The sequence below is a fragment of the Bradyrhizobium sp. CCGB01 genome (genome assembly GCF_024199795.1).
In the GTDB taxonomy this organism is placed as follows: domain Bacteria; phylum Pseudomonadota; class Alphaproteobacteria; order Rhizobiales; family Xanthobacteraceae; genus Bradyrhizobium.
In genome coordinates this window covers 7,302,632-7,315,716 of record NZ_JANADK010000001.1, presented here as the reverse complement: position 1 = coordinate 7,315,716, position 13,085 = coordinate 7,302,632, and the positions used below count along the sequence as shown (strand labels likewise).

The window sequence follows — 13,085 nt, the reverse complement described above, 5'->3', positions numbered from 1 at the left end:
TTCCGACGTCCTGCTTTCACCCGCGGTGACTTGCTCAACATTCTAATGCTTGAAATCTATGGGGCTCCGCCCCTCGCGCGCGCCAGGGTGAAGCGCCGGCTGGTGCCGGCGCCGCCCCGAGCGGTCTCCCCGGTCTTCCGCGCTTGTTTCAATCCGCCAACTCCGGACTGCATGGCCCACGCTTGTGCAGACCCGCTTCTATCGAGCGGCCCCTACGGGCGGGTGATCCCCCTCCGGTCGGGTCGCCCTGGCACTTGCTACCCCGGTCTCGCCGACGGGCAGGGGCGCAGGCGCGTGGTGCGCCTTGCACCCATGGAAGCAAAGGAAAATACGATCATGTCGGCCAAGTCAGTTGAAATCATTCCGGCGAGCGGGACGGAGGTTTTGATTCCGCTCAACAAGCTCAAGAAATCCCCAAACAATGCGCGCAAGACGCCGCACAGTGAAGCGGCGATCGAGGGTTATGCGCGAGTATCGCCGCCAAGGGTATCCTGCAGAATCTGGTGGTCGAACCGGAGTTGGACGGAGAGGGAGCCGCCACAGGGTACTATCTCGTGACAATCGGCGAGGGCAGGCGGCTTGCCCAGCTTTTGCGGGTGAAGCGGAAGGAGATCAAAAAGACCGAGCCGATCCGTTGCGTCATCGACACCGCGAATGACCCCCACGAAATCAGCCTGGACGAGAACGTTACCCGGGAAAACATGCATCCCGCCGACCAGTTCGAGGCGTTCAGGAAGCTTGCGGACGAGCGTGGTTTTGGTGCGGAGGAGATCGCTGCCCGGTTCGGTGTGACGCCGCATGTGGTGCGGCAACGGCTCCGGTTGGGTGCCGTTTCCCCGAAATTGATCCAGCTCTATCGCGAGGGCGATCTGACCCTTGAGCAGTTGATGGCCTTTGCCATTACCGACGATCAGGCCCGGCAGGAGAGTGTCTATGAGTGCCTGTCCTACGACCGTGAAGCCGGTACGATCCGCCGGCTCCTCACCGAAACACACGTGGCCGCAACGGATCGCCGTGCGCGTTTTGTCGGGCTCGAAGCCTATGTCGAGGCGGGCGGTACGGTCTTGCGTGACCTCTTCACCGAGGACCGTGGCGGCTATCTGGAAGATTTGGCGCTGCTCGACTTGCTCGTGACCGCACGGCTTGGCCGGGAGGCGGATGCCTTGCGGATGGCCGAGGGATGGAAGTGGACGGAGCCCCACCTCGACTTCCCGCATGCTCACGGGATGAAGCGCGCTTACCCGCATCCGGTCGAGCTTTCGGCGGAAGATCAGGCCGCTCTTCAAGCGCTTCAAACCGAGTTCGATTGGCTGACGGAAGAGCATCAAACGGCCGAGGAATTGCCTGATGAGGTGGATGCACGGTTCGGTCAATTGGAGAGCCAAATCGAGCAACTCGAAGCGAAAAGGCAGGCCTACGATCCCGGCGATGTCGCGCGCGGCGGCGCGTTCGTGATCCTTAATCACGACGGCACCGTCAGGATCGAACGCGGTTTCATCCGTCCCGAGGACGACAAATCCCAACCCGGGGCCGGGCGGAATGGCGACGCTCAGGGGCAGGACGAGGAAGGCGACGGGGACGATCAAGCCACGCGCGATGGTGAAGGAGAGGACGGAGAGAATGAAGAGGAAGACGAGGAGCAGAAGCTGTCTGACACGCTCATTCGTGACCTCACCGCGCACCGTACCCTCGGGCTGCGTCTCAATTTGAGCGAGCAGCCCGAGGTCGCCATCGTGGCCGTCACCCACGCGCTTGCTGCGCAAATCTTCTACATCGGCGCCAATGCCCATGTGGTCGGTATTCAGCCCGTAAAGGCGGATTTGTCGACGCATGCGGCCGGAATCGAAGACACGCCGGCCGGAAAGGCGTGGTCGGATGGTCATGCGAACTGGGCGAGGCAGATGCCCCGGGACGTCGCCGCGCTGTGGGAATTCGTGGCCGAACTCGACTACGATAGCCGAATGGCGCTGTTCGCCCATTGCACGGCGTCAACGGTCAATGCGGTCAAATTGCCATTTGATCTGCGACCTCGCGCGTTGGCCGTGGCCAGCCGTATGGCCGGGGCCGTGGGCCTCGACATGACCGGATATTGGCGGCCGACGGTGCAATCTTATCTCTGCCGGGTCACCAAGGCGGGCATTCTGGAGGCCGTCCGCGAAGGCGTCGGCGAGGAGGCCGCCGAACGTTTGTCAGGAATGAAAAAGGTCGAGATGGCAGCGGCCGCTGAGCAGCTTTTGGCAGCAACGGACTGGTTGCCGTCTGTCCTCCGTACGGTGAAAACGGAGGATCAGGCCCGCACGTCAGACGAGGCGCAAGGGCGTGAATTCTGCTCGCAAGCTGCTGAGTAAGAGGTGAGCCGGGACGGCGAGCATGCCCCGGCTCACTTTCAAATTCCGGCCGCGTACCTAACGGTGCGCGGCCGGTTTGGTTGAGGTGATGCGGCGGCTAAGCCCGTTAGCCCGTCTCCAAATGCGGGTCACGATCCCTCTGATCTGCGCCATTTGCAGCGAACCGGTGAGCTTTTGCGGCGCCTCCCTTTTGGCGGCGGCCAGGCGATCAGGTTGGGGTTCTGATCGTATCTGGATCTCGCGTATCCGCCGCGTAGTCGCGCGAATAATCCTGGGCGCCCGCCGTCGTTTCCTAATTCGAAAATGCGGTCGAGCTCGTTTGCTTTATCCGGTGCATCTTGCTCGCGCTTGATGCGCAGACGTCGATTTTTCTCTGATCGATCCCGCCGTTTTCCAATGCTGTGGTGGGCTCTGGCAGCCACGGCCATCTCCGTCAGTCCGGTCATGGGCTCGCGTCCAACGCACCCTCGATTGGCTGATCAGGCCCGAGGGACGGCAAGAGCCTCGATCGCCTTCCCGCAACAGCTCACGCCTGCTTTTTTCCCCTGCCGCCGAGAGGCGGCATTCCTCGCGCAAGACAAAAAAGCAGGCTTTCGCCGTCCTCCGCTGCGCTTCGGGCCCAAGGGCTGCGGGCCGATCGCTCCCCGGGCCAAAGATCGCCATCGAGGCTGCGATGGGCGTGGCCCGAGCAACAGACAGACGGAGATCACCATGGCGACCATCGGCACTTTCACCGCTTCGGACAACGGCTACACCGGCTCGATCAAGACGCTGACGCTGAACATCAAGGCCAAGTTCGCGGCCTCAGAGAAGGACAACGACAAGGCTCCCGACTTCAGGATTTTCGCCGGAGCGACCGAATTCGGCGCCGCCTGGAAGAAGACCGTCCGCGACAGCGACCGCGAATATCTCTCGGTCAAACTCGACGATCCGAGCTTCCCCGCTCCGATCTACGCCTCGCTGGTCAAGGTCGAAGGCGAAGAAGGTTTCAGCCTGATCTGGTCGCGCCGCAGCGGCGACTGACGCCGGGGATCATCGGCCCCGTCTCCTCGGAGGCGGGGCTATTTTGCGGTTCCTGCGCCGCTTTGAAGGAAGATGGAAGGGCATTTTTCTCTAGAAAAGGGAGGCGCGCAGCCACGGATTCGCGGCACTCCTTGAAGCGGGTTCGAGGCGCCGAGTTGCGAATAAAATCGAGCTTTTGGACGCATTTTATGGCGGTTCGCGAGTTCAATCGCCGTCTGCGCATCAGCTCGATGGCACCGGATTCGACTGATTGGCGGCTCCGGCATCACGTCTCGGATGCGCAGCCGAGCCGCTCGTCGAGCCAAATGACCTGGTCTGAATCGCGAGAAGATCGAGATGTGAAGCGCACGTCGAGTCGCTGCCCACGCGCCGTTTACGTGGGCGAATGACGTTCTGCGGCAAGGCCCGTCTCCCCCGTCTGAAGGGGCACGATGCCCTGCTTTTGGCGCTACGACCTATGGCAGCCGTCCCCTATCCGAAACCCTCGCACGCTGCCTTTTTTCCCCGCCGGCAAGCCGGCTCCTCGCGCCCGCTTCGCTGCAAAAAAGGAGCGAGCTCAGGTGCGCCGCTGCGCTTCGCCCCCAAGGGTTCGGATGGGTGCCGTCCGCCATGACGGTCTCGCCATCGCAGGGCATCGGCCCCTGCGGCAACGAAGGAGACAGACCATGACCGCGATCGGATTCGTCACCCGCACAATGGACGGCGGCTTCAGCGGCGAGCTCAAATTGCTGCCCATCTGCGCCCACATCGACATCGTACCCAACCGCGATAAATCCGGCGATACTCCTGCAGACTTCCGCATCTTTACTCAAGGGATCGAGGTCGGATCCGGTCGAATTCTGAGCGGCGAGAGCCGCGCAACGGACTACGTCAGCCTGTCGCTCGCAGCACCTGGCTTTGGGGGCCGTAGGCTCTGCGCCAGCCTTGGTCGAACGGTTGGCCTAGGCGGTGACGGCGGCTTCTTTCTCGTCTGGAATCATGCCGACTAAGTCAAAAAAGTGGGCTCCCGCGCATTGTGCGGGAGCTTTTTTTGTCTCCTGGACGCCAGTTTTTTTGAGCGATTTAAGCGGCTCCGGCGTCAAAAATTCAGTCCGCCGACGTGAGAATCCTTGTCGGTTTGTGAGCGTTTCAAGGCTCCAATAGGCGATCTTCCGAGCTTGGAATTCTTGTGTTTCGGCCCACTTATGTCTCTCCACAACGCTCGACGGGCTTTCAAATTTTGCGGTTAGCGACGTTGTCTTGCGTCGATGCCAGCACCTCGCCATGGCAGACTGAGGAAACGACCATGGCTGAGATCAAGCGCGCCAGAAGACCAATTAAGTGTCCGGCTGCTGCAGATGGCATATGGGCGATGCCTTTGGCCCGCGCTCTACTCGTCGCTTCGCTCCTCACCGAGCCACCCTACGGGTGTCTCGGCCCTTCGGGTAACGATCGCTATCGCAAACGCTCGCAAACAGTGGAGCCCCGCAAGCTAACTGCTAGATCGTCGCAGCTCTTGCTCAATGAATTGGCCAGCAGACGGCAGCGCCCTCGACCGAACTCTCAGTAGAGGCGCGCGCGGTAGAGCAACTGGCCAAACGTCCCGTTTCGATCGGAGAAATGCACTTGCGCGGGGTGTAATTTTGCCCGGAATTGAAGGTCGCTCGATGGCTTTTTCGCTCCATTCCGATGAGGAAGCTCGCTCCAATGCCACTAGAATTTGCGCCGCTCTATAGGCCGCCGAGAGGCTACAATTGATAGCTTGGACACGTGCGGAGCCGTCGATTTTTTTGCGTGTCGTTTGGATCGCCAGATGCTGGTGCGGCAAGATGAGGAAGGGTTAGCGAGTAACAAAGAGGAGGGGAGTGAGTGCAAGATAAAAGCACTGGCGCCTGAGAGCGACTAAGTGGTTGTCTGCACATCCAGGATTTGGCTCTATCGATGTAAGTGATGTCGCTAAACCTTCCCTAATGCAATGGCGATGTTGAATGGTTGCGTCTGTATCTTGATGTGTGCACTGATTGGCTCCGCACAACAGCGCGTACCACGAGGCGATGCAGGAGTTTGGCAACGAATTCGACGTTTGGCCGAGCGTGACCGAAAAGAGCGGAAGACAGAGTTATCTCCGGCATCGTCCCTCGGAAATAGCAGAAGAGGAGCAATCCGCGACTATCGATCATCATTGACGAGGCCCGCATCGATCGTAGCTGGCCCTGGGCGCGATGCTGATGGGCGGAGTAGCAAGCAAGGGCCAATGCGCGTTGTTGACCTGACGTCGCTCGTCCGCGACTCAACATAGAGAGCAGGCTCTCGGCACCGGGTTCGATTGGTAACCGCTGATCCTTTCAACACGGGTGGCCGGTAGTTACGTCGTGTTGAGCAGAAGTGATGACTATGGCGCGGAAAAATCTGGTCACAAGTGAATTTGAGGCCATATCGAGATCACTCGGAGGCCGCCGGAATCGGTCACGACCTAGCAATTCAGGCGCCTCAGCGAGCCGAGCAATTGTGGCTGATTTTTGTGGCCGGCCGGCGATTTCTTGATCTTTGCTTTGGAGTGAAGGCCCTTGTTGGGGGCGGCTCGAAGAGCCATCCACACGGGAATCGATTTCGGGAGCACAGATCGTGCTCGACCGAACCGCGCGAGGCCGATCGAACGATGGCTCGGGTTGTCGTAAGCCCCTCGTGCCATAGGAAGCTTTGTCAATCAATTGCGGCCGCAGGGGCCGTTGGCATTCGCTCGATCGCTCCCTTGACCAGGTCCATCGAGTGTTCGAGACAATGCAGAAGCGATCTCAGGTCCAAAGCTGTGGCCTCCTCCAGATCGAGATTCTCTTCGCTGACAGCGCGGGCGACAAGTCGATCGATTTGTTCGTTTACTAGGACTCCTCCTGCGGACACCTCGATTTGCCCGCTTGGGCTGAGGCTAACCGAGACCTTCGACCGGCCGAGTATTGCGGCTTCTGCGACCGACCAAGGCAACTTGACGGAGCAGACAATCTCGCCGGTCCTGATCAGTCGGTAACCAGCGCTGTACCAGAGCGGGTCGAGGGGGGTCCCGTTTTCGCATCCCAATTCAAGGAAAGCTTCCACTGCATCGTTCACAAGAACCATGGCGCTAGCCGCACGAGTCCAACCAATTGTCGGAAGATAGCACGGAGCCGCGTCGATTGTAACTTAAAAGCGGTCGCCTTAAAGGCGTCAGCGGGGCCCTTCTATCCTCGTGAAACGGACGCACAAGGGCCCCCTGCGCGATACTCTGGCGAAGAACATGCGCCGCCTCAGAGCTGCGCGCGGCCTGAGCCAGGAAGCGCTTGCGCTTGAGAGCGGTATAAACCGCACTTACCTTAGCGGCGTGGAGCGCTCGGAACGAAACGTGTCAATTGACAATGTGGCAAGGATTGCCAGGGGCCTTAATGTGGAGCCTTGGAAGTTGTTGAAGGACGAGTAGCTTCGGTTAGTCTGTCCTCAAATCGGGCGGTCCTAAACTGGGGGTGCCAAGCCATCGCAGCTTGAGCCGTGGACCGGCGTGGCTAGCAGACTGTCTTCGAGAAGTGGGCCTTCCGGCCAAATTGAGGATCGCGGTGCGCATACTCTTCGTCAGGCTAATAATTTGAAGGTCATAGGTTCAACTCCTATCGGCGCTACCAACGCCCTCCTAGATTGGGGGTCTGCCGCCCTCTCGGAAATCCTGAGCAGGAGTTAGCCGTGAACGTCGATCTCAACGGGTTTGTACCGACCCTGCGGACGGATGACGACTTTCTCAACAATCCTCCTGATGGCCTCGCAGGCTGCGAGGCAGCTGTTCTCATCCGAGCCAGCCAGGTCCTTTTGAGGTCCCACACCTTCTCGTGATGCGCGTTTGCGGCTTTGGGATGAAATTCGACCGCGGGCAGGCGACCTCGGCGATGGTCGCCTCGATCACGTCGCGCTGGACCTACAGTTTGGCCAGCCGCTCGCGCGAGGCGCGGCTCGATGTTTCCGCCAGCAGCGCATCCATCGCCCTTTGAAATCGCGCCGTGGATGTTGCAGAGTCGCTTTTCAAGATCGTGAGATGGTGGGCCGTGTAGCTATGCAGCTCGCGCGCGGTCCCGTGATGATCGCTGACGTAAGCTGCAATGAGTTCGGGTGACGGCCAGTTGCTCCTCCCACGCAATTCTGCCTTCTGCACCTGAGCTTGCCTGGCGAAAATCGAGACGCTGGGCAACTTCCTGCGCCACGAGTACCGCGACATTGATGCAGAGGTAATCTGGAGTTAACTCAAGAGAACCTGCCGCTTCTGCTGAAGGTCTCACGCCGGCTGGCTGATCGCCTGCGCGACAAGGCGCCCGCATAATCGGGCAGACTGCCGGCGCTCAACCGAGTGTTGGATAATCGCGAAAATACACTTTCCCTGTTTCTCGGCAGCGGGTTAGATGCTGCTGGGGGAAACGCGTATGCTCAAAAAGATCATTGCGATCAAGAATGTCGGCCGCTTTCGGAATTCAGCAGCTTCAGGAAACCGGGAGCTCGCTCGGCACTCGTTCATCGTCGGGGCTAACGGGTACGGTAAAACGACGATCTGCGCGATCATGCGTTCGCTCAAAACGGGGGACGCATCCCATATTACCGGCCGCAAGACGCTGGGCGTGAGTGTACCGTCAGGTGTGGAGCTTCTTTTCGATACCGGTGCGGTTCGTTTCGACGGCGCGGCCTGGACAACAACCAAGCCCGCGATCGCGATCTTTGACGGGGTGTTTGTCGCTGAAAACGTCCACTCCGGCGATGTTGTCGACATTGAGCAGAAGCGAAACCTCTACCGCGTCATTGTCGGCGAGCAGGGCGTCAGGCTGGCGCAGGAAGACGCGAGGCTGGCTCAAGACAGCCGCGCGAAGACGGCCGAGATCACTGGGGCTGCCAAAGCTATCAACCCTCACGTACCAGCTGGTATGAAGCTGGAGAGCTTTGTCGCGCTGCCAGAAGCTGCCGATATCGCTGCTCAGATTATCAAACAGCAGCAAAACGTAGACGCTGCCAAGCAGGCGAGTGCCATCAGGGAACGCAAGCCTTTGGTGGAATTTCCCTGTCCGGACATGCCCTCGACCTTCGTGGGTCTCCTGGGGCGCACCATCGACGACATCGCCGCCGATGCAGAACAGCTGCTGAAAAGCCACCTTGCGAGCCACGGCATGTCGGACGGGGGAGCCAACTGGGTCGCCCGCGGGCTTGAACACGCCTCCGAGAGTTGTCCTTTCTGCGGCCAGGACATCGCCGGGTTACCCCTGGTGGCCGCTTACCGGTCGGTTTTCAGCGAGCGTTACAAGGCATTGGCTGATGAGATTGCGTCCGCTGCGGCATCGATTACCCAACTGTTCGGTGAGACCGCCTTGGCGCGTCTGGAGACGCTCGCCGAACAAAACAGTGCGGCCGTTATCTTCTGGAGCCAGTATTGCGATTTAGGGGCAACCTCCCTCGACCTGCCGGCCGCTACTTCGGCAGCCGCGCGGGACCTTGCCAAGGTAGCGGCCGAACTCCTTCGCCGAAAGGCAAGCGCCCCGTTGGAAGCGATTGAACTGGACGCCAAATTCAATTCTGCATTAGCCGCCTATGAGGCGGCTCAAGCGGCTTTGGGAGGCGTGAATAACGCGATCAAGGCGGCGAACGCTACAATCGTGGCAAAAAAGACGGAGACCGGTGCCGCTGATTTGAAGGCCGCTGAAGCCGAGTTGACACGCCTCAGAGCGGTTAAGACCAGGCACATGCCGGACGTGAAGGTGCTCTGCGACGCCCATACAGCCCTCGTGGCCGCCAAGGAGGCCGTCGATGCGCAGAAGGACACAGCACGCGCGGCGCTGGACGCACACACCAAAGGCGTCGTCAAACCGTATGAGAACCGCATCAATGCTTTTCTCGACGCCTTCAATGCAGGTTTTACAATCACAGAGACCAAGCACGGGTATCCTGGCGGTATCGCCACCTCGAGCTACCAGCTGGTGATCAACAACGTCCCGGTCGACATCGGCGACGGGAAGACTTCTGCCGGCGAGCCGAGCTTCAAGAATACCCTTAGCGCCGGTGACCGGACCACGTTGGCGCTGGCGTTCTTTCTGGCCCACCTAGAACGCGACCCCGAGGCGGCCAATACGATCGTGATGTTCGACGATCCGTTCAACAGCCAGGACGCATTCCGGCGCCGCCAGACCGTGCACGAGATCATGAAGCTGGCCGCTAGTTGTCGCCAACTCGTCGTCCTGTCGCACGATGCAACGTTTTTGAAGCAGTTGTGGGATAAGGCACCGCACTCAGAGCGGGCCTGCCTTGGCATATCAGATCAGCGGTCCCAGGGTTCGAAGCTTTCGGAGATTGATCTTGAAAGGGCCACTCAGGGCAGAACGGCAACCGATATTGATGACCTCCAAACCTATCTGATCAACGGCGCCGGCACACTTGTCGATGTAATCAGAAAGATGCGAGTGGTGCTTGAGACCTATTGCCGAACCACTTACCCGTCGAGCTTCCTTGCAACTGAATGGCTGGGCGACATGGTCGGTAAGATTAGGACAGGCGGAGCCTCACATCCGGCCCAAGCGCTTTATGATGAACTCGACCAGATCAACGGCTACACCAGCCAATATCACCACGGGGAAAATATGGGTGATATCACGCCAGACCAGATCGACCCGGTAGAGCTGACAGGCTACGTGCGGCGAACTCTCCGCATCGTAAATGCGCTGCAGGCATGATGTCCGGCTTAGGAAACCGAGGGACTAACAAGCAGGGCGAGGGATGAGATGCGGTTCAAGAAGTCGGAGGGGCAGACTGCGTCTGAGAAGATGCTGGCAGAGCTGTGCGACAAATCCTTCCTTCAGCTCTGGACTTACCCGAACCTGTTCAGAAAGCCGGGCAAGGAGCTGACCGATCTACTCGTGGTGTTCGGCAATGATGTGGTTATCTTTTCGGACAAGTCTTGCGGCTATCCCAGCACCGGCAACGCCGACCTGGACTGGAAGCTTTGGTACGGCAAATCGATCGATGATTCAGCGAGGCAGATCGCCCAGGCAGAGCGCTGCATCCGAGCCTTCCCGGAGAAAGTCTTTCTGGATGTGAAGTGCCAGGAACGGCTGCCGATCAATCTGCCCAATGCAAACGACATCCGCGTGCACCGCATTTGCATTGCCCTTTGCGCTCTTGACCGGGCCGAAGCGGAAACGGGGAAGCGCGCACTGAGGATTGAACCCGCCGTTCTGAATGACGCCGTCCGATTCACCGTGGGGATAACGGACAAGGCCAAGGGCTGGGTACACGTATTCGACGAGGAAAGCCTGACAACGGTTCTTAACGAGCTATCGACGATCAAGGACTTCATCGACTATCTCAACAGCAAAGTCGCGCTGATGGAGAGACCCAACTTCAAATATGCCGAGGCGGAAACTGATCTGCTGGCGTGCTACCTTTGCAATAACAGATCGTTTCCGGTCATCGAAGGCGACTTCGCCGTCCCGGGGGGGCTGTGGGCAACGGTCGAGGCGTCGCAGGAGTTTCTCGCCGGCCGCGAGGCGAACAAGGCCAGCGAGTTCTGGGACGGGATCATCGAGTACATCACCGACAACTACCTCGACGAGACCCTCGAGTTCGGCAACGAACTGGACATGTCGGACTATGAACGTGGGGCACGTATCTTGGCTGGGGAAACCAGGTTTCATCGGCGGGTGCTGTCAAAGCTCATCGTGGGACGGATGGAGGCGGCCAAAAAGAACGCCATTGGCACGCTGCTGCCATCCAATCAGGCCGACGTCGGGTATGTCCTTTATGTTGGCCAGGGCGATCAGGGCGGAGATCACGCAGCATATCGTGAAGAGCGAGCCAAGATTCTGCGCCTGCGCTGCGAAGCCGCAAAGGCGGCCATGCCGGAAAAGCGTTTCATCGTTGGCATCGCGATGGATGCGAGCGGCGTTGAAGGCTCTTCGGAGGATTTCATTTTCATGGACACGGCCGAATGGACGGCCGATAGGATGCAGAACGCTCAGAAAATCCGGGATGAACTTGGGTTCTTCAAAGCAGGGAATATGACCCTCACGCGCTTCACAGAGGACGAGTACCCTGGCAGTCGACCGGCGATCGATGTTCCCAAGCTGGCTGAAGAGTTATCCAACCTGACCCTATCGGAATCTGTTGAGCTAGCTGGGATGCTAAAAGCAAAGTGGGGTGGTTCTGAGCCCGCCGGCTGAAGCGCGTCTGCCTAGCCGCTCGTTACGGCGCAAAGTATCGGTTTCGTTTTCGCCAGAGAGTTCGCGGAGTGATTTGCCGCTGGCATAGATTTCACCGTCGCGGTTGATGGAAGTTATCGTTTGCCGACTCGCTCGAGCCGGCGCACCGATTTCGCGGCCTCGTCGGGGCTGCGGAAATGGTTTGCAGCAAGGCCGTTGAGGTAGATTGCGGACAAGGCGTCATGTCTGCCAACCATGCCATTGAGCCAAGCAGACTTACGTTAGCATATCCTGCCCGCCACTGGGCGGCGTCCGCAAAGGGAGGCTTCTAAAGCCATGTTCGCCAGTCCGGGGGGCACTATGGGGCCGATCGTTATCAACTCGAAGAAGCAGCAAACCGAGATATTCGAGCGGTTACACAATCGCATGAAGAGGCAATTCACGGGTCATGAACCTGGCAACGAATATTTCTTGCGCGGCTACAAGGGCTCCGAGGATATTGCCGGCTTCGGGCTCGATTTCTGGATCGGGTTTAAATGGATGGGGATCAATTTGTGGGGGCCGCCCCTCGATGGATCACAGGACAACAGAAATATCCTTGGCTTCGCGACTTACAGCGCAGAATCGGGGATTGGCAAAACGGCCGCGCTCCTTGCGAGCGACAAGGGTAGAATTGCGCTCTACCATGACGGTCGCGTTTACGCTCGGGATGGGCGAGCTCGGCCGCATCGAGATGAGGCAAAGATTAAGATCAATGGGCGGCTCTACTTCCGGATTGCCGACGTCGATGATGATCGCTTCTTTGATCGTGTCCTAAAGTATCACTACAGTCGCCTCAACCCCGATCTGAGGTCCGGTGGTGGTCGGGGAGGCAAGAAGGGCGGAAGCGGCCTGGATGCGGGACCCCCGAAGGGCGGTGTGCGGTCAAGCGCTGTCTTTCTCGCGCAGCACAATCCACTCACGACCGCCTTGTGGAAGCAGGTCGAAGCGCTTGGTTATGCGCTCCGCGCCTGTGAAGGCGTGACGCCCGATCTACTCGTCGAAAAAAATGGGAAATCGGCTCTTTTTGAGGTCAAGCCAGCGGCTCGAACCCACGACCTGATCTTGGCGTGCGGGCAGGTGCTGGTCTACAATGAACATGCCAAGGCGGACCGCATGGTCATTGTCAGTGAAAAGCCAGACTTGTCGCGATATGCCGGCAAGGGTATCGCGCGCGTTTTAAGGAAATTCGACATCAGCTACGTTCCTTACCGAAAGACCAGCGACGGATACCTTTTCGAGGGTCTTGAGCGCATCCTTCGCGTATAGAGATGTTTCGACCGCGCGGTGTCACAATCGTTTTGGTGAGTTAAGAAGAGCTCGCGGCGTCAAGAGCGCTAGCATTCCAGCGGCAACCTTCCCGCCGCTCATTTTAGCACCGAGCTTACGCATTACCGCCACGCACTCCCGCGCAGCAGTTGCATGATCCAATCCTGCTCGATTAATTTACGACGGGCGAAAGGCGCCTTTGAGCGAGAAATAAAGCGCCACTGCCTGGGATAAAGCTGCT

8 protein-coding genes and 1 pseudogene are annotated in these 13,085 nt (G+C 59.1%); 8 read left to right on the top strand and 1 reads right to left on the bottom strand.

The window, feature by feature from the left end; translation table 11 throughout:
- Positions 1 to 336 precede the first annotated feature (336 nt).
- The 3 genes and pseudogenes from NLM25_RS34450 to NLM25_RS34440 all read left to right on the top strand — a co-directional run bounded on the left by NLM25_RS34450 (position 337) and on the right by NLM25_RS34440 (position 4,360).
- Positions 337 to 2,348 (top strand): annotated as a pseudogene (locus NLM25_RS34450) (ParB/RepB/Spo0J family partition protein).
- 711 nt (positions 2,349 to 3,059) lie between these two features.
- Positions 3,060 to 3,371, top strand: coding sequence for a DUF736 domain-containing protein (locus NLM25_RS34445; RefSeq protein ID WP_254122275.1), 312 nt, complete (start codon positions 3,060 to 3,062; stop codon positions 3,369 to 3,371).
- Between the two features lie 665 nt (positions 3,372 to 4,036).
- Positions 4,037 to 4,360, top strand: coding sequence for a DUF736 family protein (locus NLM25_RS34440; protein ID WP_254122273.1), 324 nt, complete (start codon positions 4,037 to 4,039; stop codon positions 4,358 to 4,360).
- Positions 4,361 to 6,053: 1,693 nt separating this feature from the next.
- On the opposite strand, the gene NLM25_RS34435 is transcribed toward NLM25_RS34440, so the two are convergent.
- Positions 6,054 to 6,464 (bottom strand): hypothetical protein, encoded by a 411-nt coding sequence (locus NLM25_RS34435; RefSeq protein ID WP_254122272.1) that lies wholly within the window; start codon positions 6,462 to 6,464, stop codon positions 6,054 to 6,056.
- A 157-nt stretch (positions 6,465 to 6,621) separates the two neighbouring features.
- On the opposite strand from NLM25_RS34435, the gene NLM25_RS34430 reads away from it, so the two are divergent.
- The 5 genes from NLM25_RS34430 to NLM25_RS34415 all read left to right on the top strand — a co-directional run bounded on the left by NLM25_RS34430 (position 6,622) and on the right by NLM25_RS34415 (position 12,844).
- Positions 6,622 to 6,801, top strand: coding sequence for a helix-turn-helix domain-containing protein (locus tag NLM25_RS34430; protein ID WP_254122270.1), 180 nt, complete (start codon positions 6,622 to 6,624; stop codon positions 6,799 to 6,801).
- A gap of 424 nt (positions 6,802 to 7,225) precedes the next feature.
- Positions 7,226 to 7,360: a hypothetical protein gene (locus NLM25_RS43995; RefSeq protein ID WP_256565533.1), complete on the top strand. Its 135-nt coding sequence runs from the start codon at positions 7,226 to 7,228 to the stop codon at positions 7,358 to 7,360.
- Between the two features lie 426 nt (positions 7,361 to 7,786).
- The gene (locus NLM25_RS34425; RefSeq protein WP_254122268.1) at positions 7,787 to 10,072 is read left to right on the top strand and encodes an AAA family ATPase; all 2,286 of its coding nucleotides are present in this window, start codon (positions 7,787 to 7,789) and stop codon (positions 10,070 to 10,072) included.
- Positions 10,073 to 10,120: 48 nt separating this feature from the next.
- Entirely contained in the window at positions 10,121 to 11,557 is a 1,437-nt protein-coding gene (locus NLM25_RS34420; RefSeq protein ID WP_254139823.1) for a hypothetical protein, read from the top strand.
- 315 nt (positions 11,558 to 11,872) lie between these two features.
- Positions 11,873 to 12,844: a hypothetical protein gene (locus NLM25_RS34415; RefSeq protein WP_254122264.1), complete on the top strand. Its 972-nt coding sequence runs from the start codon at positions 11,873 to 11,875 to the stop codon at positions 12,842 to 12,844.
- The last annotated feature ends 241 nt before the right edge of the window (positions 12,845 to 13,085 follow it).